At 45.1% G+C, this 20,101-nt stretch carries 22 protein-coding genes; 2 read left to right on the top strand and 20 right to left on the bottom strand.

Going from position 1 to position 20,101, the window contains the following annotated elements; all coding sequences use genetic code 11:
- Window position 1: 1 nt before the first annotated feature.
- Entirely contained in the window at window positions 2–1,249 is a 1,248-nt protein-coding gene (locus tag OP489_RS00305) for a glutamate-5-semialdehyde dehydrogenase (protein WP_266162398.1), read from the bottom strand.
- The gene (gene proB / locus OP489_RS00300) at window positions 1,246–2,052 is read right to left on the bottom strand and encodes a glutamate 5-kinase (protein WP_266162397.1); all 807 of its coding nucleotides are present in this window, start codon (window positions 2,050–2,052) and stop codon (window positions 1,246–1,248) included. The genes OP489_RS00305 and proB overlap by 4 nt, the downstream gene beginning before the upstream one ends.
- 186 nt (window positions 2,053–2,238) lie before the next feature.
- On the opposite strand from proB, the gene OP489_RS00295 reads away from it, so the two are divergent.
- Complete coding sequence (locus tag OP489_RS00295) at window positions 2,239–2,460, top strand: DUF378 domain-containing protein (RefSeq protein WP_266162396.1); 222 nt, start codon at window positions 2,239–2,241, stop codon at window positions 2,458–2,460.
- Between the two features lie 54 nt (window positions 2,461–2,514).
- Here OP489_RS00295 and OP489_RS00290 read toward each other — a convergent pair whose 3' ends face one another.
- The 12 genes from OP489_RS00290 to OP489_RS00235 all read right to left on the bottom strand — a co-directional run bounded on the left by OP489_RS00290 (window position 2,515) and on the right by OP489_RS00235 (window position 14,055).
- Complete coding sequence (locus OP489_RS00290; RefSeq protein WP_266162395.1) at window positions 2,515–4,725, bottom strand: polyribonucleotide nucleotidyltransferase; 2,211 nt, start codon at window positions 4,723–4,725, stop codon at window positions 2,515–2,517.
- A gap of 239 nt (window positions 4,726–4,964) precedes the next feature.
- Complete coding sequence (rpsO, locus tag OP489_RS00285) at window positions 4,965–5,228, bottom strand: 30S ribosomal protein S15 (RefSeq protein ID WP_180341767.1); 264 nt, start codon at window positions 5,226–5,228, stop codon at window positions 4,965–4,967.
- Between the two features lie 129 nt (window positions 5,229–5,357).
- The gene (gene ribF, locus OP489_RS00280) at window positions 5,358–6,278 is read right to left on the bottom strand and encodes a riboflavin biosynthesis protein RibF (RefSeq protein WP_266162393.1); all 921 of its coding nucleotides are present in this window, start codon (window positions 6,276–6,278) and stop codon (window positions 5,358–5,360) included.
- The gene (gene truB, locus OP489_RS00275; RefSeq protein WP_266162391.1) at window positions 6,275–7,183 is read right to left on the bottom strand and encodes a tRNA pseudouridine(55) synthase TruB; all 909 of its coding nucleotides are present in this window, start codon (window positions 7,181–7,183) and stop codon (window positions 6,275–6,277) included. The genes ribF and truB overlap by 4 nt, the downstream gene beginning before the upstream one ends.
- The gene (locus OP489_RS00270) at window positions 7,180–8,136 is read right to left on the bottom strand and encodes a DHH family phosphoesterase (protein WP_266162390.1); all 957 of its coding nucleotides are present in this window, start codon (window positions 8,134–8,136) and stop codon (window positions 7,180–7,182) included. Before OP489_RS00270 ends, truB begins: the two co-directional genes overlap by 4 nt.
- Window positions 8,117–8,482, bottom strand: coding sequence for a 30S ribosome-binding factor RbfA (gene rbfA, locus OP489_RS00265; protein ID WP_266162388.1), 366 nt, complete (start codon window positions 8,480–8,482; stop codon window positions 8,117–8,119). The genes OP489_RS00270 and rbfA overlap by 20 nt, the downstream gene beginning before the upstream one ends.
- Before the next feature lie 92 nt (window positions 8,483–8,574).
- Window positions 8,575–11,106 carry a translation initiation factor IF-2 gene (gene infB / locus OP489_RS00260; RefSeq protein WP_266162387.1) on the bottom strand — a complete coding sequence of 844 codons (2,532 nt, stop codon included), beginning with the start codon at window positions 11,104–11,106 and terminating at the stop codon, window positions 8,575–8,577.
- Entirely contained in the window at window positions 11,103–11,426 is a 324-nt protein-coding gene (locus OP489_RS00255; RefSeq protein ID WP_266162385.1) for a L7Ae/L30e/S12e/Gadd45 family ribosomal protein, read from the bottom strand. The genes infB and OP489_RS00255 overlap by 4 nt, the downstream gene beginning before the upstream one ends.
- Window positions 11,419–11,688 (bottom strand): RNase P modulator RnpM, encoded by a 270-nt coding sequence (gene rnpM, locus OP489_RS00250; protein ID WP_266162383.1) that lies wholly within the window; start codon window positions 11,686–11,688, stop codon window positions 11,419–11,421. Before rnpM ends, OP489_RS00255 begins: the two co-directional genes overlap by 8 nt.
- Before the next feature lie 54 nt (window positions 11,689–11,742).
- Window positions 11,743–12,843 (bottom strand): transcription termination factor NusA, encoded by a 1,101-nt coding sequence (gene nusA / locus OP489_RS00245; RefSeq protein ID WP_266162381.1) that lies wholly within the window; start codon window positions 12,841–12,843, stop codon window positions 11,743–11,745.
- A gap of 3 nt (window positions 12,844–12,846) precedes the next feature.
- On the bottom strand, window positions 12,847–13,335 hold the full coding sequence (rimP, locus tag OP489_RS00240; RefSeq protein ID WP_266162379.1) for a ribosome maturation factor RimP: 489 nt from the start codon (window positions 13,333–13,335) through the stop codon (window positions 12,847–12,849).
- A gap of 189 nt (window positions 13,336–13,524) precedes the next feature.
- Window positions 13,525–14,055 carry a stage V sporulation T C-terminal domain-containing protein gene (locus OP489_RS00235; protein ID WP_266162377.1) on the bottom strand — a complete coding sequence of 177 codons (531 nt, stop codon included), beginning with the start codon at window positions 14,053–14,055 and terminating at the stop codon, window positions 13,525–13,527.
- Between the two features lie 256 nt (window positions 14,056–14,311).
- Between OP489_RS00235 and OP489_RS00230 the strand changes: the two genes are divergently transcribed.
- Window positions 14,312–14,779, top strand: a complete 468-nt coding sequence (locus OP489_RS00230) for a hypothetical protein (protein ID WP_266162375.1) — start codon at window positions 14,312–14,314, stop codon at window positions 14,777–14,779.
- Between the two features lie 120 nt (window positions 14,780–14,899).
- Here the strand turns inward: OP489_RS00230 and rpe are convergent, their stop codons facing one another.
- The 6 genes from rpe to OP489_RS00200 form a co-directional block, all read right to left on the bottom strand.
- Window positions 14,900–15,550: a ribulose-phosphate 3-epimerase gene (gene rpe / locus OP489_RS00225; RefSeq protein WP_266162373.1), complete on the bottom strand. Its 651-nt coding sequence runs from the start codon at window positions 15,548–15,550 to the stop codon at window positions 14,900–14,902.
- A gap of 222 nt (window positions 15,551–15,772) precedes the next feature.
- Window positions 15,773–16,153 carry a hypothetical protein gene (locus OP489_RS00220; protein ID WP_266162371.1) on the bottom strand — a complete coding sequence of 127 codons (381 nt, stop codon included), beginning with the start codon at window positions 16,151–16,153 and terminating at the stop codon, window positions 15,773–15,775.
- Window positions 16,154–16,345: 192 nt separating this feature from the next.
- Window positions 16,346–17,551: a 3D domain-containing protein gene (locus OP489_RS00215; RefSeq protein ID WP_266162369.1), complete on the bottom strand. Its 1,206-nt coding sequence runs from the start codon at window positions 17,549–17,551 to the stop codon at window positions 16,346–16,348.
- 1,038 nt (window positions 17,552–18,589) lie between these two features.
- On the bottom strand, window positions 18,590–18,991 hold the full coding sequence (gene rpsI, locus OP489_RS00210; protein ID WP_266162367.1) for a 30S ribosomal protein S9: 402 nt from the start codon (window positions 18,989–18,991) through the stop codon (window positions 18,590–18,592).
- Between the two features lie 17 nt (window positions 18,992–19,008).
- Window positions 19,009–19,437: a 50S ribosomal protein L13 gene (gene rplM / locus OP489_RS00205; protein WP_266162365.1), complete on the bottom strand. Its 429-nt coding sequence runs from the start codon at window positions 19,435–19,437 to the stop codon at window positions 19,009–19,011.
- Window positions 19,438–19,895: 458 nt separating this feature from the next.
- Entirely contained in the window at window positions 19,896–20,078 is a 183-nt protein-coding gene (locus OP489_RS00200) for a FeoB-associated Cys-rich membrane protein (protein ID WP_266162363.1), read from the bottom strand.
- Window positions 20,079–20,101 lie beyond the last annotated feature (23 nt).

Below are 20,101 nucleotides of genomic sequence, written 5' to 3'. Positions count from 1 at the left end.
TTTAACGAACCTGCCCATTCCCAAAAATCAAAAACTTCGTACTTGTCAATTGCTCCACGCCCATAGGTCCTCGGGCGTGGAGTTTTTGCGTACTGATCCCAATTTCTGCACCCAGTCCAAACTCTCCACCGTCGGTAAAGCGGGTAGAGGCATTTACATAAACAGCAGCACTATCGACCCGCTGTGTAAACTCTCGGGCATGCTCATAGCTTTCCGTCACGATACATTCGCTGTGGCCAGTGCTATAACGCGCAATATGGGAAAGTGCTTCTTCCATATTTTTTACAACTTTCACTGCCAAAATATAATCATCATACTCGGTATCCCAGTCTTCTTCCGTTGCGGGAATCACACTGTCGCCGAGGATTTCTCTCGTTTTTGGACAGCCGCGCAGCTCCACATGCTTTCGATCGAGGAGCACCTTGATTTTCGGCAGCGCTTCCTCCGCCACTTTTTCATGGACAAGGATCGTCTCAATCGCATTGCAGACGCTGGGGCGGCTGGTCTTCGCATTATAAATAATATTGGCTGCCATATCGAGATCAGCGGAATCATCTACGTAAACATGGCAGTTTCCGGCGCCGGTTTCGATCACCGGGACCCGCGCATTTTTTACCACCATTTGAATCAGGCCTCTGCCTCCGCGGGGAATCAGGACATCCAAATAACCTGTAAGATTCATCATCTCGTTTGCACTCTCATGTGAGGTATCCTCTACTATTTGAATGCTGTCCTGCGGCAAACCTGCTTCTTTTACCGCTTCTCTCATCAAATCGGCTACACATAGGTTACTGTGGATTGCCTCGCGCCCTCCGCGCAGGATTACAGCATTTCCGGCCTTTAAACAAAGTGCTGCCGCATCAGAAGTGACATTTGGGCGTGCCTCAAAGATAATTCCGATCACGCCCAACGGCACTCTTACCCGCCGAATCTCAAGACCGTTTGGACGGACTTCACCTTCTACAACCGAGCCGATCGGGTCTTTCTGAGCCGCTACTTTTCGTACGCCCTCTGCCATTTCGTGAACTCGTTGAACCGTTAAAGTAAGCCGGTCAAGAAGCGCCTCGGTCATCCCGCTTTCTTTTGCAGCTTTTAAATCTTTCTGATTCTCTTCTAAAAGTTTTTTCTGATTGTTTTCCAAAGCGTCTGCGATCTTCAAAAGCGCCTGATCTTTTTTAGGACCCGCATTGGCAAGGATTCTTGCTGCTTCCTTTGCAGCTTTTCCCATTTCGAGAAGCGTTTTGCTCATTCTGCCGCTCCCTCCTCATAAAAGACAGTTCCCAAAGGTTTTCCATCAAGCAGACGATAAATATCTTCTGGATCTCCGCCGGACATTACTACGCATGGAATCTTTTTTTCGGTAGAAATTTTTGCTGCGGCAATTTTGGTCGCCATGCCTCCCGTACCAAGATTGCTGCCTGCACCGCCCGCCAGAGCCTCTACCTGGGGCGTAACTCCTTTTACCACCGGAATCTTTTTCGCATTCGGATTTGTTTGAGGATTTGCGTCATAAAGGCCGTCTATATCGGTTAAAATAATCAGAAGATCCGCTTTTGTCAGTACCGCGACCGTAGCAGAAAGCGTATCGTTATCCCCAAATTTTTTACCGACCAATTCGTCTACCGCAACGGAATCATTCTCATTTACAATCGGAATCACACCCATCTGGAGCAATGCTTCAAATGTATTTTCGGTGTTCTTTTTGCTGTGCGGATACTCCACCACATCGCGGGTTAAAAGAACCTGCCCCACAATATGATTATATTCTCCAAAAAATTTATCATACATGAACATCAGCTCACACTGTCCAACAGCTGCTACCGCCTGACGTTTTTCCGTCTCTTCCGGCTTTTTGGAAAGTCCCATTTTGCCGACGCCGACTCCCATCGCTCCGCTGGTGACCAAAATGATCTCCCGCCCCTCGTTGCAAAGTCCGCTCAGCACCTTGCAGAGTCTTTCAAAGCGCCTGAGGTTCAGGCTGCCGTTTTCGTAAGTCAGCGTACTGGTGCCGACTTTCAGAACAATCCGTTTTGCCTGCGTAATCTTCGACATTTTGGAGGTACCCCCTCTGTTTTTAAATCAATTTATTAAATATTATTATATCACATTTTACAGTTTGAAAAAAATCCAGTCTATAAATATTTTTACAATTTTATTTTTTCTTAAAAAATGAATTTAAAAAATGTATAAAATTTCTAACCTTTGGAAAATCTATTCCCATAAAGGAGGTAGAAAACAATGGAAACATTTGCGCTTTGTCTGGTAATTATCGGCGGTCTTAACTGGGGCAGTGTTGGAATTTTTGGAGTAGACCTAGTTGCATTGCTCTTCGGCGGTGCTGGAACATGGCCCGCCAGAACCGTTTATATTCTAATTGCGCTGTGTGCAGTTTACTGTATCTCTCTCTTATTTCATACCCACACTGAAAGTGATGAGTACCATCACGCGCATCAAGCCTAAGTTTTATCTTTTCTAAAAAAGCGGGGAACAAAACGTTCTCCGCTTTTTTATTATTTATTCGTGTTCACGGTGAAATGGGCGCCCTCCAGGACGTCCGGGGCGATGGTCATCACGGCGGGGTGGACGCCGATTCTGCTGTTCTTCTGAAAGATTATTCTCCGGCACAAGCCCCTCGACTTCAATCAATGCCTCTCTGCGCGATAGGTTCAGTCTTCCGCGGTCATCAGTGCCGAGCACTTTTACCATCACAATATCTCCAACCTTTACGACATCCGTCACTTTATCTGTATGTTTTACATCAAGCTGTGAAATATGCACAAGCCCCTCTTTTCCGGGAGCAATTTCTACAAAAGCGCCGAAATCCATTAATCTGGTCACTTTGCCGTTATAGATTGCACCGGGTTCCGGATCATGTACGATTGTGTCAATGATCGTCATTGCGCGCTTGAGATTATCATAGCTAAGGCCAGTCACAAAAATATGGCCGTCTTCCTGTACATCCATCTTTACATCACATTCATCGCAGATTTGATGGATTACTTTTCCGCCGGTACCGATTACTTCACGAATCTTATCGACCGGGATTTGAGTACTCATCATCTTAGGTGCATAAGGAGAAAGTTCTTTTCTAGGAGCTGAAATTGCCTTCAAAATCACCTCATCAATAATGTAATTGCGCGCTTTATGGGTCTTATAAAGTGCTTCTTTTACCATTGCAAGGGTCAGGCCATTAATTTTAAGATCCATCTGGATGGCGGTGATTCCTTCTTTGGTTCCGGCTACTTTAAAGTCCATATCGCCGAAAAAGTCTTCCAACCCTTGAATATCCACCATTGTCATCCAGCGCTCGCCTTCCGTAATAAGGCCGCAGGAGATTCCGGCTACCGGTGCCTTAATTGGGACACCTGCCGCCATCAATGCCAATGTGCTCGCACAGATAGACGCCTGACTGGTAGAGCCATTGCTCGAAAGCACCTCGCTCACCAAACGATAAGTATACGGAAATTCATCCTGCGAAGGAATCACGGGCAAAAGAGCTTTTTCCGCCAATGCGCCATGTCCGATTTCCCGACGTCCGGGACCCCGGCTCGGCTTTGTTTCGCCGGTACTGTAGCTCGGGAAATTATATTGGTGCATATAACGCTTTTCTTTTTCTTCCCCAATATCGTCCAGAAGCTGTGCATCGCTCGCAGAGCCCAACGTCAGAGCTGTCAGTACTTGCGTCTGACCGCGGGTAAACATACCACTGCCGTGAACGCGCGGTAAAAGGTCAATCTCGGCATTAAGCGGACGCATTTCATCCATGCCTCGTCCATCCACGCGCTTTTGCTCATCCAAAAGCCAGCGCCGCACAATATACTTTTGTGTTTTATAGAGACATTCGTCAAGCTGCTTTTCGCTGTCCGGATACTTCTCTGCAAAATGCCCAAAAACATCGTCATAAATAGGTTCCAACCGGGCGTCTCGTACATTCTTATCATTGGTATCCAGTGCAGCCTTTATCGCTTCACCGGCATAATCCATAACATCCTTTTGCATTTCATCGCTTGCATGAACTGCCTCATATGTGAATTTTACTTTTCCAATTTCGTCCTGAATTGACTCAATAAAAGTGACAATCTTTTTATTCTCTTCATGCCCAAAAGCAATTCCTTCGTACATTTCTTCATCAGAAACGATCTTAGCACCTGCCTCAATCATAGGGATTCTCTCAGCGGTAGAAGAAACGGTGACCGCCATACGGCTTTGTTCGCGCTGCTTGCTGGTCGGATTTAAAATGTATTGTCCATCAATTAGTCCAACCGATACGGCAGAGATTGGCCCTTTCCACGGAATATCGGAAATAGAAAGTGCGATCGAAGCCCCTACCAATGCCGTAATTTCCGGTGAACAATCCTGGTCTACGCTCATTACAGTGCAGACAACTGTTACATCATTGCGCATATCCTTCGGGAAAAGGGGACGAATGGAGCGGTCAATCAAACGGCTTGCGAGGATTGCCTTCTCCGGGGGCTTATTTTCCCGGCGCAAAAATGAGCCCGGAATTCGGCCGACCGAATAAAGTTTTTCTTCAAAATCCACGGACAGTGGAAAAAAGTCCATTCCTTCCCTGGGCTTTGGGCTGGCGGTTGCCGTACAAAGGACCGCAGTATCTCCGTAGCGAACCATGCAGGCACCGTTAGCAAGCTGAGCCATCTTTCCGGTCTCTACCCGTAGTGGGCGACCGGCAAATTCGGTTTCAAAAACTTTAAAATTTTCAAACATGTGCGTTTCCTTCCCGCGGCCAGCTTCCTCAGACTGCCAATTAATAGATTATTCATTTATATTTCATAATATTAGCACACATTTTAAAAAATTTATAGCCTATTTTGCAAAATTTCCGATTGTTTTTGACGCTTTTGCCACTCATTTTTTTCCAATTAATCTAAGGTAATTATTTTTTATGGTAAAACATACAAAAAAGCCTGCCCTTTTTTAGAAGGCAGGCTTTTAAATTCTTTTGATTATTTACGAATTCCAAGTTTTGCAATAATGGTACGATAGCGCTCAATGTCATTTTTCTGCAGATAATTGAGCAGATTACGACGACGACCGACCATCTTCAGCAAGCCGCGGCGGCTATGATGATCCTTGTTATGAGTGCGCAGATGCTCGGTAAGATCGTTAATGCGCTTTGTCAAAACAGCGATCTGAACTTCCGGAGAACCTGTATCGCCCTCATGGACAGCGTATTCTTTGATGATTTCTTGTTTTTCTGCTTTCAGCATTGTTTTTTCCACCTTTTTTAAAATTCCCGCATTCGCAGAGAAACGCCATGTGGCTTCCCTTTTTGGGGCAGACGCGATTCTCCGAGAAATGGGGTGCAGGATTTAGTATAACACAGAGTTTTTCGATTATCAAGAAAAATTCCGATTTCGGGCATAAAACTCCAGTGCCGCTTTTCCATCTTTCTGAATTTGCTCCTTCAAAGCTTCGATACTCGGAAATTTTTGTTCCGGGCGCTGAAAATGCAATAAATCGGTTTGAATCTCTTTTCCATAGAGATCCGGACCTTCATAAAGTGGCATCCATGTTTCTGCCAGCACCTCTTTTGAACCAACTGTCGGTTTAATTCCTACATTCGTCACACCGCAGTAATGTTTTCCATCAAACCAGACACGTGATACATAAACTCCAAACCGAGGCAGAACAAAACTTTGGGGCACCCTTTGATTCAGGGTGGGTGTTCCCAAAGAATGCCCTAAACGCCTTCCGTGACAGACGGTACCGAAATACCCATAGGGACGCCCTAAAAGTCTCGCGGCCTCTCCCATATTGCCCTTTGACACAAGGCCGCGGATTCTCGTGCTGCTGATCGGTTCGCCGCCTTCCAGCACCGCCGGCACCACCGCAGTTTCGATTCCGCGCTTTTCGCAGAGGATTTCCAAAGTCTTTTCCGTGCCGCGCCCTCCGGCACCAAATGTATAATTAAAGCCACAGCACACTTTTTTTGCATGGCAGACTTTTTGCAGAATTTCATCAACAAACTCTTCCGGAGAAAAGTGCATGATATCCCGAAATTCTAAAATGTAAAGCTGTTCTACGCCTAGAGACTCCAGAATCTGAATTTTCTGCTGCCTGGTAATTAATTCTCCGCCGGCATGTCCACCAAGATCACAAAGAGGATTTTCCGCAAAGGTCAGCACAGTCGGCAAAAGTCCAGGCAAATCCATTGTCTGAGCGATTACCTTCTGATGCCCCAGATGAATCCCATCGAATGAGCCCAATGCCACCGCAGTAGCCACCGGGGATTCTTTCAGCGATTCATATACCTTCATTTGAGTTCCTCCTGATCCATAAAAATTTTCAACACCCGAAGAGCGTCTTCCTGCCATTCTCCCAGCCCTAGAAACTGTCCTTCGGGACTTTTTATCCGAAGAGGAGTGTCTTTTGGAAATTTTTGTTCTCCAAAACGTTTGGGGTCAAGCCAGCCTCCGTTTAAAAAGCGCTTTGCCTGCGCTTTACTTACAATGACTTTAGGATATTCCCTAAAAAGAGCTTCTATGGGCAGCACTTTTTTTAAAAGTTCTTCTTTTTTCATTGTTTTTGCTTCTAAAAGCGGGGTCGCCATATCAATCGAAAATCCAGCAGCCGCAAGCCTTCTCAGATTCACCATCACTCCGCCGCAGCATCCGGATTTTTTCCCTATATCATCAATCAACGTTCGGACGTAAGTCCCTTTTGAACAGGTGAGTTCCAGAGCGCCGCTCCGGGTTTTTTCATCATATTCCAAAAGCTTTAGCCGATAGATTGTAACCGGGCGGGCAGAGCGTTCCACTTCGACCCCCTGCCTTGCCAAATCATAAAGCCGCACTCCATTTTTTCGGATTGCGCTGTACATTGGCGGCACCTGCAAAATTTCTCCTTCAAAAGTTTGCATGGTCTCCCGCAAAGTTTCTTCGGACACCGATTTTTCATCTGCCTGGAGAAACTGCCCGGTACGATCCAGCGTATCGGTTCGCTTTCCAAGCAAAAATTCTGCACGATAGGTTTTTGGCCGCTCTTCTAAAAAAGGAATCGCCCGGGTTCCTTTCCCCAAAAGCAGCGGTAAAACGCCGGTCGCCATAGGGTCAAGTGTTCCGGTATGTCCAATTTTCCGCTCTCCCAAAAGGTGGCGCATCACTGCAACTGCATCAAATGAAGTGAACGTTTCCGGTTTATCAAGGATAAATACACCATTCATTCTGAATCCAACGCTTCTTCGCAGGCACTGACAATCTGTTTTTTCGCTTCTTCCAAAGAACACTCGAGCGAACAGCCGGCAGCCCCCGGATGACCGCCGCCGCCAAATTTCGCACAGATATTGGAGGCATTGAGCGGGTGCAGGGCACGCAGAGAAATCTTAACGGAACCATCTGCTTTTTCCCTTAAAGTAACCCCGATCCGAACTCCTTCGATCTGTCTCGGGAGGGAAGCTAAGCCTTCGGTTTCTTCTTCTGAAATCCCCGAAGCTTCCACCATTTTTCTAGCGATTTCAATCACTGCAATTCTATTTTGAGAGAAAAACTCCAAAGTTCCCAAAACCTGCTGTTCCAGACGAATTCGGTCACGGCTTTTTGTTTCAAACATCAAATGATTGATTGTTGATGCCTCTACATGGCACTCCAAAAGCTTTGCCGCAATTCGGTGCGTTTTCGGAGTCACGTTAATATACCGAAAACAGCCGGTATCGGTAGAAATTCCGGTATAAATTGCAGTTGCAATCGGCAAAGTAAGCGGAACTTCTAGATATTTAAGCAGATCATAAATGATCTCACAGGTTGCTGCTGCCTTAGGATCCACATAATACTGTTTTGCATAGTGCATATTGCTGGGATGATGGTCAATACAAAGTTCCACTTTTCCGCCCCATTGAGACAAAAGCGGTTCTTCCAAAAGCTTTTCGTCCGCCACATCGACGGCAACGATGGTTTTAGGGATAAAATCCTGCTCCGGAAGTTCTTGAAACAGAAATTCAAACTTTTTCCCGATCTTATCACTGCAGCGAACCTGTGCTCTTTTCCCAAGGCTGCGCAGAGCAAGGCAAAGCGCTGCCCCAGAGCCCAAAGTATCGCCATCAGGAGAAGCGTGGCAAAGAATCAGAATATCCTCCCGACTTTTTAAAAAAGCGGCAGCTTCATTCAGCGTGATGGTCATCTTTTTCCTCCAAATCATTGAGCATTTTTGAGATGTGCGCACTGTATTCAATCGAATCTGTTGCTTTAAAAAGCAGTGCCGGAACATGACGCAAATAGAGCCGTTCTCCCAATTCACGGCGAATAAATCCGGAGGCGGATTTTAGTCCTTCAACGGCACGTTTGGCACGGGGAAGTCCTTCCATATCACTGACGTAAACCGTACAATATGAAAGATCAGAGGTAACTTCTACCCGCACAATTGAAAGGAGGGTAGAAGTTACCCTCGGGTCTTTGAGTTCACGGAAAATTGCAGTCAGCTCCCGGCGGATATCCTCCGTCGTGCGTCCCATACGATGGCTTGGCATTGAGGCAAAGCCTCCTTTCTTAATCTTGCAAAAAGGGATCCGCCGCACCACAAATCAGGCGCAGGGCGGTCCCTTCTTGTTGGTTTTCCCTTTTATTCCTCGCGATATTCTTCCATCTGGAAAGCTTCGAGAATATCGCCGACCTTTACATCATTGAACTTCTCAAGGCAAATACCGCAGTCATAGCCTTCGGCTACTTCTTTTACATCATCTTTAAACCGGCGCAGAGAGGAAATTTGATCCTCTGTAATGACGATTCCGTCACGGACAACACGAATCTGTGCCGAACGTAAAACCTTTCCGCTCATTACATGTGCACCAATTACAGTACCGACACTGCTGATCTTATAAACCTCACGGCACTCGGCACGGCCCAGCTGAATCTCGCGTACTTTCGGAGCAAGCATTCCCTTCATTGCAGACTGCACATCCGCAATACAGTCATAAATTACGCGGTAAAGCCGCATTTCTACGCCGTTCTGCTTTGCATTTTCCTCCGCTACCGGGTCCGGACGGACATTAAATCCTACAACAATTGCGTTGCTGGCCGTTGCAAGCATAACATCGCTTTCGTTGATCGCACCGACGCCGCCGTGAATTACATTTACACGCACTTCACTATTGCTGAGTTTCTCCAATGACTGGCGAACTGCTTCTACAGACCCTTGTACATCTGCTTTTACAATGATCTGCAGTTCTTTCATATCGCCTTCCTGCATCTGCTCAAAGAGATTATCCAACGTAACTTTGGTCCGTGCATTAAAGGTCTCTTCTTTTTGAGCAGTACGGCGCTGTTCCACCAACTGACGGGCAAGCCGTTCATCCGAAACAGCATTAAAGATATCTCCACCTGTTGGAACATCATCAAGACCGGTGATCTCCACTGGGACACTGGGTCCTGCCTGCTCAATCGGTCTGCCGCAGAAATTGGTCATTGCGCGCACACGGCCGACCGTTGTTCCGGCAACAATAATATCTCCGATACGAAGCGTACCGTTTTGTACCAACATGGTCGCAATCGGTCCACGCCCTTTATCCAGACGTGCTTCAATGACAGTTCCTTTAGCAGCACGGTCAGGATTCGCTTTGAGTTCTTTCATATCGGCAACAAGAAGGATCATTTCCAAAAGATCCTTAATGCCGGTCTTCTGCTTTGCTGAAACCCGAATGCAGGGGGTATCGCCGCCCCACTCTTCCGGAACCAGTTCATATTCTGTGAGCTGCTTGAGAACTCGATCCGGATTGGCTCCGGGTTTATCCATTTTATTGATTGCAACAATGATCGAAACTTTTGCCGCTTTTGCATGGTGAATTGCTTCGATTGTCTGCGGCATAATACCATCATCCGCAGCGACTACCAAAACTGCAATATCCGTTACCTGTGCACCACGGGCACGCATGGTCGTAAACGCCTCATGACCCGGTGTATCAAGGAAGGTAACATCCCGTTTTCCCAATTTGACCTGATAAGCGCCGATATGCTGTGTAATGCCGCCGGCTTCATTTTCCGTCACATTGGTATGACGAATCGCATCCAACAAGCTCGTCTTACCATGGTCGACATGCCCCATAACGACTACAACAGGTGCACGGGGAACCAACTGGTCATCTTTATCTTCGCTGTCGTCAATGATCTGCTCTTCGATCGTGACAACAACTTCTTTTTCCACCTTCGCATGGAATTCCATTGCAGCAAGAGAAGCAGTATCAAAATCGATGGTATCATTGATGCCGGCCATAACGCCTAAGCCGATCAGCTTTTTGATAACTTCTGCGGCAGTTGCCTTCAGACGCATTGCGAGTTCTCCAACGGTGATCTCTTCTGGAATCTGCACGGTGATCGGTTTGTTTTTACGATCCAATGCAATTCGGCGCATACGCTCTGCTTCTGTCTCACGACGGGCCCCTCTGGGCTTACGATACTGGTTCCGTTTCTGGGTAAGCTTTTGTTTATGGACCATGTTGTCGGTCTTAAATCTGTCGCTTGCCAGACGATCATACTTTTCGTTGTATTTATCCAGTTCGACCGTATGGGCACGGGTATCTACAATCCGTGCTTCAGGATGTGAAATTGGCTGATCCGACTGTACCTGTGTAGAAGGGCGATTCTGCATCGGGCGCCTCTGTTGCGCCATTTTCTGTGCAGGAGAAAGCTCCCTTTTGTCGTCCCGGCGTCTGTTATTATTGCTATTGTTGTTATTATTGTTACGGAAAGGCGGACGGTCATTTCCCTCGCGGTTCGGTCTTCCGTTCTGCTGATTATTGCGGTTGACAAAATGATCATTGCGGGGAGCTACCGGTGTGATCTTTCCCGGCTTTTGTGCGACCGGACGAGGTGTGGCTTTTTCTTCTGTTTGTGGTGCATTGGCTTTTGGCTGCACGTTTTTCGCCTCTTTTTCGGGTTCTTTTGATTTTTTCAGATCTCTCTGGGCAAAATATTCATCTAGATTTTCTGAGGAATGTTTTTGTGTGAAAGATTCAAACACAATGTCCAATTCCGGTTCTGTCAGAGCAGTCATGTATTTTTTCTGCCCTTCGGTATATTTTTCAAGGACGTCCAGAACATCCTTATTCGGAACATTCAAGTCTTTTGCTACCTCGCGAACTCTGTATTTAATCATCATAAATTACATTCCTCCTCATCGGTTGCGCACAGCGTCTCTAACTTCTTTGCAAAACCGGCATCGTTTACTGCAATTACACCGGTGCGTCGGCCAAGCGCGCTGCCGATTTCATCCATATTCTCCCGTAAAGGCCGAACGCTGATTTTCATCATATCCGCTTCTTCGCGGATGCTAGCTGCAGTCCTTTCCGATAAATCGGATGCTAAAAGAACCAGCCTTGCCTTTCCATGACGGATCTGATCCAACGCCGGATCATGCCCCAAACTCAGCTTTCCCGCACGGCGGGCAAGCCCTAGAAAGGGGAGCAGTCTATCACTCATTCTCCGTCAACTCCTTCTCCATGGCGTCATAAATCTCATCCGGAATTTTCATGGAAAATGCCTTTTCAAAGCGCCGGGATTTTCTCGCCTTACGCAAACATTCGGCACTTTTGCAAACGTATGCACCTCGGCCCGGTTTTTTTCCGGTGAGATCCAGAGAAACTTCACCCTCCGGTGATTTTACAACACGTACCAGCTCTTTTTTAGGTTTCATCTCACCGCAGCCGGTACACATACGCATGGGGATTCTTTTTGGACGCATGGGAGACCTCCTTTTGGGGAATTGATTTGCTCACTTATGTTTTAAGAATTTTCTTTATTCATTCTCTGCAGTTTGATCTTCTGCAGGCTTTTCTTGATGTTCCAGTGGATTCTCTCCATAGAATCCACTTTCCGGCTTAATATCGATCTTCCACCCAGTCAGCTTTACTGCAAGGCGGGCATTCTGTCCTTTATTGCCGATTGCCAAAGAAAGCTGGCCATCCGGCACCGTTACGCGGCAAGAATGCGAACCGTCTTCTGAGATTTCGACATCGAGAACATTCGCCGGAGAAAGTGCATTGGCAATAAACTTTTTGGGATCATCACTATACTCGACAATATCAATTTTCTCTCCGGAAAGCTCATCGACAATCGCATTGACTCTTGCACCTCTCGCGCCGATGCAGGTACCTACCGCATCCACATCGGGGTTATGAGACATGACTGCCAACTTCGTACGGGAACCAGCTTCGCGGGAAACCGCCTTGATTTCAACGGTTCCATCGTAAATCTCCGGAACTTCCATCTCAAAAAGGCGTTTCACAAGATCAGGATGTGTGCGGGAAAGAATTGCTCTTGGTCCACGTTCTGTATCACGGACATCCACCACATACACTTTAATATGCTCGCCCTCACGAAACTGCTCATTTCCGACCATTTCACTGCGGGGAAGAGTTGCCTCACTACGGCCAATCCGCAAAGAGACAGCACCGGAGCGGGGATCTACCCGATCAACCAGGGCGGTAACAAGTTCCTGCCGTTTTGACTGGAACTCCTGCAGCATTTGACCGCGCTCTCCGTCTCTAATTCCCTGCCGAATAATATTCCGGGCAGTCTGGGCAGCAATTCTTCCAAATTCCTTCGTTTTAACAGAAACTTCTACTTCATCACCGATTCCTACTGTGGGATCGATTGCACGTGCTTTTTCCAATGTGATCTGGGTGCCCGGCTGCTCTACGTTTTCTACAACGGTTTTACGCAGAGTTACCTTAAACTCGCCGCTTTTTTCATCAAGAACTGCTTTTGCGTTCTCGTTTCCATAGCTGTTTTTACACGCCGTGGTAATTGCCTTTTCAATTCGATCCAGCATATAATCCATGGGGAGGCCCCGCTCTTTTTCTAAAATTTTTAAAGCCTCCATGATCTCGTTATTCATGCTTTAGTTCCCTCCAATAGCGTCATCGTCGAGCTTCACCCATGAAGCATCTTTTTTGGAAAATATAAAATCGGTATCATCCGAAAGCTGCAGGGTCACATTTTCCCCTTCGAAATTCTTTAAGATTCCGGAAAGTTCTCTTTCCCCTGAAGGCAGTGTATGAAACAGGCGCACGCGAACCGGTTCTCCCAGATAAGCTGCAAAATGCTCAGGGCGAGTCAGCTCGCGGTCAATTCCTGGGGAACACACTTCCAGCGTATAAGCCTCGGATACCGGGTCCAATTCATCCAAAGGATCGTTGATCGCATGGGTCAGGTCAACGCAGTCATCAATTGAAACGCCGCCCTTTTTATCGATAAAGATACGCAGGAACCAATCTGCTCCCTCTTTTAAATATCGAACATCCCAGACAGTCAGTCCTAACTCACGGGCATAAGGCTCTACAAAGCTGCGAACCTGTTGTGCAATACCGCCTTTTTTCTTTGCTGCCAAGTGATACACCTCTAATGCAAACAAAAGAGCGGGTCGCCCCACTCTTTCATCCTACAAAATATTACGTTTTGAGTATAGCACAGCCTTCTTTAAAAAGCAAGGCTTTTTTACCATTGAAATGGCATTCCGCCTTAGAAAATCCATGTTTCTAATAATTTTTCCTGCACAACAGGTTTTTTCTCTTTTTCTTTACGCTTCCATCTGTTTTGCAAGGAGCGCTGCCACGGTCTGTGTTAATTTTTTCTCTGTCTCATCTGCAGGGGCCTCTCCTCCCAAAAGTACCACTGCGCCATTTACATCACTCTGTACAAGAATTGGGCATGCAGTATCCGCATGATAGTCCATTCCCTCTACTGGCCGAATTCCGTCTTTTGACTGTGAAAGATAGGGGCGGCGATTCTGCATGCAGTCCTCCAGTTCCGCAGAAACGCGGCGCTCCAAAAACTCTCTACGAGAAACGCCCGCTGCTGCCACCACATGGTCTCTGTCACAGATGAGAACCGGATGCCCAGAGGTCTGAAACAGAACTTCAGCATATTGATCTGCCGTTTGAGAAAGATCTCCTATTGGAGAATATTTGCGAAAGATTACACCACCAGTATTATCTGTATAAATTTCCAATGCGTCCCCTTCGCGAATTCGCAGCGTACGCCGGATTTCCTTTGGGATTACCACCCGTCCCAGATCATCAATTCTTCTTACAATTCCTGTTGCTTTCACCGACGATTACCTCCTATGAATCTTTTTCAATTTTGAAAAAGAAATGTTTGTGGTTATTACAGGAACTAGTATCTGCAATATTTTCCCTGCTATGCCGAATTTTTGCTTAACATGATCTGGAAATAAATGTCGATTCGGACAAATCTCTTTGATTTCATCCGAAAAGCTTCTCTTATCTTGCATTTGGGCTGAAAAAAGAATAAAATAAAATTATTATTTTTTCGGATTTCATTTTAAAAAACTTGGAGGTTTCTCAATGATCAAAAAGTCATTTTTTAAGATTGTGGCTCCGCTTTTTCTATCGGCAGCTCTTCTTTTTAGCGGATGCGGTTCCGCACGAACAGCGCTCTCATCTGATGAGATCAAATCAGCGGCAGAATCTGCCGGATATACCGTAAGCAGCCAAGACATTTCATCATCTTCCAAACTGGATGCTTACCTGGCAGGTACACAGCAAAGTGATTCTTCTCTGCAAATGGCTTTCGTTCAATTTAAAGAAGAAAGTGATGCAAAGGATTTTTACTCACAGATGCGCGATGCTTATTCTTCCCGCGCCGGGTTGGAAATTAAAGAGACAAACTCCGATACATACACTACGATGACTGCTCAGGGCGGTGATCTTTACTACCGGCTTTCAAGGATCAGCGGCACTGTTCTTTACGCAAAAGGGACCATTTCAGATAAAGCCGCTGCAGACACGCTCTTTAAAAACACAAAATATTAAATTACAAAAAGCTCCCTGCTAATTAATAAAGCAGGGAGCTTTTGATTGATATTACAGCGCAAAAGCTGAAGAAATAAAAAAGCCGTCCTTTTCTAAGAAAGGGACGGCTTTTCATTATTTTTAAAGGAGCGCTTCATGTGCTTTCTCTTTTAGTTCATGAATCGCAGCTGCATAATCTGTTTTTCCAAAGACTGCAGTTCCCGCCACACAAACATCAACGCCGGCACGTGCTGCGGCCCCAATCGTTTCCAAATTGACCCCGCCGTCAATTTGGATCAACATCTGCGGACATTTTTCTTTAATTGCTTTCACCTTATCCATCATATCCGCCATAAATTTCTGCCCGCCAAAACCAGGCTCAACCGTCATGATCAATACCATATCGGTCTTATCCAAATAGGGATACACTTTTTCCACCGGGGTCCCGGGCTTTAAAGCAATTCCAGTTTTTGCGCCGCCCTCATGAATCTTTTCCAAGGTTGCTGCCGGATCTTGTGCCGCTTCCAAATGGAAACAGATCCGGTCACTTCCGGCTTTTAAAAACTGCGGTACATATCTCTCAGGATGATCAATCATCAAGTGTGTATCAAAATGTAAATTCGTATGGGAACGGATTGCTCCTACAACACACGGCCCGATTGTGATATTTGGCACAAAGTGTCCATCCATCACATCAATATGAATCCAATCCGCTCCGCCCTTCGTAATCGCTTCGACTTCTTCTCCTAGTTTTGCAAAATCAGCCGATAAAATAGATGGTGCTATCAGCATGCTTCAATTCCTCCAAAATTTTACTGCATTTATTTTTTTATCATACACCATCTTTCCCAAAAAAGGAAGATCTATCAGGGCAATCCGCTAAATGAGAAAGCCCAGCCTTCGTACCAATCACCGTACGAAAGCTGAGCTCTCATCTATAATAAGCGGGGGAAAAGGCAGCTGCCTCCCGCACCCTCAGTCTATGCGAAAATCACTATTCCGTGCAAATGCATTCTACGCGCAACGTCCAAAAAAGGTCAATTCAGAATGGCCCCCAAAATATGCTGCCGCAACGCGATCTTCCTGCATTCTGCTGCGCACAGCAACACGTGCCTGCCTGGTTTTTTCCTGTTTTGTGTACTGCTCGACGCAGTAACGGTACATACGCATTTTAGCTTCGTCCCTCAAAACTTTTCTGGTGCAACAAATTACGACTCCCGAAAAAGTTCCTTCTATTAAAAAATACAGAAAGTTTCCCTCTCCGAAAGCGAACGCAAAAAGCGACATTGCTGCCACCAGCCCAATCATCAACCGTTCCACTTTTCCTTTTGGATGATAATGCAGTGCTAACCGCAATGATATCAAAAACAAAATCCCACCAAAAATTATAGACATTTTCATTTTTCACCTCAAACATTTGTTCAAATCCTTGATTCTTATATTAGCACAAATGTTCTTAATCTGCAATAGATTTTTTATCTTTTTCTCATTATTTTATTCTTCAAGGGACAAATCTGTCCCTCTTGTATTATGATTAACTAATAAAAAAGCAGCAAAGCTTTTTATCAAAGCCTTACTGCCTATGATTTAATTGAGAAAATAGATATTCATTGATCTGCGGCCAAAGCTAGTGCATTCACCCATGGTATTCATATAAAGGTCAATCATAACACCGCTTCCGTTAGAAACAAATCCACCGGTATCGGCGGCCACTGCATAGCCGTAAACATAGCTGCCGTCTGCAGAAGTAATATACATCCGCGTGCCATAAGGAATCACTGCCGGATTAACTGCAACCCGTCCAACCATGGTCGGAACTCCGGTGCTGCATATTCCATCGTTTGTATAAGCCGTACATACGCCACTGATCACTCTTGAATAAGAGAGACCCGCAATGGTATTGCCTCCTGAGTTTCCGGAATAAGAAGCGTTTTGTGTCGGCTGAGAAGCCTGCACTTTTGTTCCTACAAGGACCACTTCATTAACTGGCTGTTTAGTCACGGTAGAGGACAATTCCTGTTGAGAATCCTGTTGTCCATTTACATACTTGGTACGAACCACTACAGAGGCTTCGCCTTTCTGACCAGCCGTTTGAACCTGTCTGGTTCCTTTGGCTAAACTTGCGTCCTCTTGTTCCGAGGTCGTAAAGTCCAGTGCTCTGGTCTCGGTGGTTTCCTGATATGTAATCCGGTTTATAACAACTTGTGCATTTTCTTCGAGAGGCTTATTGGAAGGTAAATTCAACTCATCATCTTTTCCAAGATTGATGCCCGCTTCACGAAGCGCCTGTACCGCGGTTTCATTTTTTAAAACCAAAATATCTTTTGTCTCACCGTCAACCGAAACTGAAACATGCTGTCGTCTTTCAACGGTGATCTGCATATCATCCTGAACTTTTTCTTGCAATCCAGGAGTGACCGTATCGGACTCGCCAATCGGATCCGCTCCCAACTGATTCAAAACTTCTTCTACCGTAGTTCCATCGTTAACCACCAAAGAAGAAAATTTATTTCCGTCCTGCACACTCACAGCCCGCCCGGTTGTTACATTCAAAAGAATGTCACCATTTGTATTCGTCTCGCGATCCACACGATCCATTGGGGCAAGTTCTACACCGGCCATCTGTAGAATGGACTGAGTCTCTCCGTTTTGCAGCATTCGGAGGGTTGTGCTTTTGCCATTCACAGTAACGACCGCATTGTGAGTTGTCGCAAATACCGTACCGGTCATCGCCGTTCCCGATATTACTAGTGCCGCACTCAGCGCAGCAATCATCTTGATTGGTTTCAGCATTATCTTAATCACCCTTTTCTGATAACTTACCAACTGCTCAACAGGTTTATGGGTCTCATGATACGAATAAAAATGCTCATTGTCAAATTTCAAAAAGTTCTGAATTTGAGCATTATGTACAAAGGCTCCCCCCCGTTTCCAGTCGAAAGGGCTCCTTTTTTTTCGAGAAAAGTGGTTAAAATGGGATTTGTTGGATTTACTTTCTGTGCATTATGTAAGAATTTGCTTGTAACCATTTTGTAATAAAGTTAACATAATCATTTCAATCCCAATTTTTTGTGATTTTAGTGGCTGATGTGGAGGGGAAATTACGTTTGGGTCCCCGCTTTTTACTTGTTCTTCCATTTATCATTTTTACAAGTAAAAGGGAAGACCTTTCTAATACAGAAGGTCCTTTCTAATCAAGTGTAAAGCAAATCGCTTTACATCAAAGTATAACCTCCACACTCTATACCGCCAAAATAGGGGTTGTCCACTATTCCTAGAATTGTAATGGCATATCCCTTGTCACCAAATTCTAAAAATTTTTTCTTACATTTTTTGGAAACAGTCAATCCCTTTACAATTTGTCCTCCTATTTTTTCCCTTTTAAACTTCATTTTTTAAGAAGTAATTATATATATGTATTTAAACATATATAATGTAAAAAAAATAATAGAGTTATCGCAGTAAATCAAAAAAAGTCTGTTGATTGTGGGTGATTTTCCGACTATTGCTGTTTTTATTTTAATTTTGGACTTTATTCTTCCATAATTTTCGAGATGAGATTTTTTACTTTTGCCTTTAAAAGGGTGATTTGATTTGACGCTTTTTTCTGTTTTTCAGCGGATTTTCTTGATTTTTACTTCTAATAAACAAATTTCATTTTTGAAAAAACGCTGACGATTTTATTCACAATATCTGTGTCTAAATTTATTACAGCCCCATTTTAATCCTAACTTTTCGAATAACATGGCGAAAAAAGGGAAAATAAAAAATCCTTCCGAAAATATTCGGAAGGATTTTTTTGCACTGTAAAACAGCGTTGAAAGATGCAATTTATCTCTTTGAGAACTGCGGAGCACGACGTGCAGCTTTGAGGCCGTACTTCTTACGTTCTTTCATTCTCGGATCACGAGTCAGGAAACCGGCCTTTTTCAAAGCAGAACGAAGGCTTCCATCCTCATACTGGAGCAATGCGCGGGCAACGCCGTGGCGAATTGCCCCGGCCTGTCCGGAAACACCGCCGCCGGCAACACGGCAGACGATATCAAATTTATCATTGAGTTCTGTCAGCGCGAGAGGCTGGCGAACAATGACCTTCAGTGTATCAAGGCCAAAGTAATCATCAATACTGCGATCATTAATTGTGACCTTTCCGGTGCCCTTATACAAACGAACTCGGGCAACGCTGCTCTTGCGGCGACCGGTACCATAAAAATAAGGTGCTTTCTCGTACATAGTTCAGTCCTCCTCCCTTAAAATTCCCATGCAGTTGGCTGCTGGGCAATATGTCCGTGCTGTTCCCCTTCGAATAGACGAAGACGGTTGATGGAAGTACGACCGATGGTATTCTTCGGCAGCATTCCCTTAACGGCCAACTCCATGGCTTTGCAGGGTTCTTCCCGCATCATGGTGTCATATTTGACATCTTTCAGATGGCCGATATAGCCGGTATGATGATAATAATGTTTCTGCTCAAGTTTATTTCCGGTGAGCACTGCTTTTGCGCAGTTGACGATGATTACGTGATCACCGCAGTCTACATGGGGAGCAAAAGTCGTCTTATGCTTTCCACGCAGCAAAAGAGCTGCCTGTGAAGCAACACGGCCAAGGGGTTTTCCCGCTGCATCAATCACATACCACTTGCGCTCGACAGCCTCTGCCTTCGGCATATAAGTGGACATAACAGAACCTCCAGTTCAGAAATTATATTTACAATCGCCCCGCCCCAGCGGGGCTGCTTCTTGCTCTTTTAAATTAAGTAAAAAAGCGCGCAAAAAATCCTGCGCAGAGGAATTGCATGTATGATAGTAACACAGCAGTTTCAGAAAGTCAAGCCAATTTCTCGGATTTTTTTATTTAGTTTCGTACTTTCTTTGATTTTCTCTTGTTTTCAGCCATTTACATGAGTATTCTATGCTTTCATTTTTAAAATAAACGGGAGCAGTATTGAATGATCAATTCTTTAGGCATTGTATTTTCTTCTGACGATTCCTGTAAAAGTTAAAATCACAAATTCCAATTTTATATTTATTTACTGTTTTAATTTGAAATTATGATTTACAAATTAAATCGTATTTTAGCATTTTTTATGACTTTTGAAAATTTTGCGCCTTTTATTGGAGGATTTGCTCTGTACTTTTTATTTTTCTGTCGTCTTGCGGTGACATTCTCTGCTCATCGGACAGTTAGCACAACCACAGCCACAGGAGGATTTCCCTCTTTTGTGATCTTTGATCATCTTAAAAACGATCGCTGCTACAACTAATACCAGAGCTATCAAAATCACGATGGTTGCCAAATTGCTTACAAACCACTCAAACATTTTAAATTCCTCCTGCCTTTTTT

The sequence above is a fragment of the Caproicibacterium sp. BJN0003 genome (genome assembly GCF_026314295.1).
GTDB lineage: Bacteria > Bacillota > Clostridia > Oscillospirales > Acutalibacteraceae > Caproicibacterium.
The sequence above is the reverse complement of the archived record's forward strand: the minus strand, read 5'-3'. Positions and strand labels throughout refer to the sequence as shown.

Excerpts from the sequence above, each read along its gene's own strand:
- OP489_RS00305 (WP_266162398.1), bottom strand. The coding sequence starts at position 1,249 with ATGAGCAAAACGCTTCTCGAAATGGGAAAAGCTGCAAAGGAAGCAGCA.
- proB (WP_266162397.1), bottom strand. The coding sequence starts at position 2,052 with ATGTCGAAGATTACGCAGGCAAAACGGATTGTTCTGAAAGTCGGCACC.
- OP489_RS00295 (WP_266162396.1), top strand. The coding sequence starts at position 2,239 with ATGGAAACATTTGCGCTTTGTCTGGTAATTATCGGCGGTCTTAACTGG.
- OP489_RS00290 (WP_266162395.1), bottom strand. The coding sequence starts at position 4,725 with ATGTTTGAAAATTTTAAAGTTTTTGAAACCGAATTTGCCGGTCGCCCA.
- rpsO (WP_180341767.1), bottom strand. The coding sequence starts at position 5,228 with ATGCTGAAAGCAGAAAAACAAGAAATCATCAAAGAATACGCTGTCCAT.
- ribF (WP_266162393.1), bottom strand. The coding sequence starts at position 6,278 with ATGAAGGTATATGAATCGCTGAAAGAATCCCCGGTGGCTACTGCGGTG.
- truB (WP_266162391.1), bottom strand. The coding sequence starts at position 7,183 with ATGAATGGTGTATTTATCCTTGATAAACCGGAAACGTTCACTTCATTT.
- OP489_RS00270 (WP_266162390.1), bottom strand. The coding sequence starts at position 8,136 with ATGACCATCACGCTGAATGAAGCTGCCGCTTTTTTAAAAAGTCGGGAG.
- rbfA (WP_266162388.1), bottom strand. The coding sequence starts at position 8,482 with ATGCCAAGCCATCGTATGGGACGCACGACGGAGGATATCCGCCGGGAG.
- infB (WP_266162387.1), bottom strand. The coding sequence starts at position 11,106 with ATGATGATTAAATACAGAGTTCGCGAGGTAGCAAAAGACTTGAATGTT.
- OP489_RS00255 (WP_266162385.1), bottom strand. The coding sequence starts at position 11,426 with ATGAGTGATAGACTGCTCCCCTTTCTAGGGCTTGCCCGCCGTGCGGGA.
- rnpM (WP_266162383.1), bottom strand. The coding sequence starts at position 11,688 with ATGCGTCCAAAAAGAATCCCCATGCGTATGTGTACCGGCTGCGGTGAG.
- nusA (WP_266162381.1), bottom strand. The coding sequence starts at position 12,843 with ATGAATAACGAGATCATGGAGGCTTTAAAAATTTTAGAAAAAGAGCGG.
- OP489_RS00230 (WP_266162375.1), top strand. The coding sequence starts at position 14,312 with ATGATCAAAAAGTCATTTTTTAAGATTGTGGCTCCGCTTTTTCTATCG.
- rpe (WP_266162373.1), bottom strand. The coding sequence starts at position 15,550 with ATGCTGATAGCACCATCTATTTTATCGGCTGATTTTGCAAAACTAGGA.
- OP489_RS00220 (WP_266162371.1), bottom strand. The coding sequence starts at position 16,153 with ATGTCTATAATTTTTGGTGGGATTTTGTTTTTGATATCATTGCGGTTA.
- OP489_RS00215 (WP_266162369.1), bottom strand. The coding sequence starts at position 17,551 with ATGCTGAAACCAATCAAGATGATTGCTGCGCTGAGTGCGGCACTAGTA.
- rpsI (WP_266162367.1), bottom strand. The coding sequence starts at position 18,991 with ATGTACGAGAAAGCACCTTATTTTTATGGTACCGGTCGCCGCAAGAGC.
- rplM (WP_266162365.1), bottom strand. The coding sequence starts at position 19,437 with ATGTCCACTTATATGCCGAAGGCAGAGGCTGTCGAGCGCAAGTGGTAT.
- OP489_RS00200 (WP_266162363.1), bottom strand. The coding sequence starts at position 20,078 with ATGTTTGAGTGGTTTGTAAGCAATTTGGCAACCATCGTGATTTTGATA.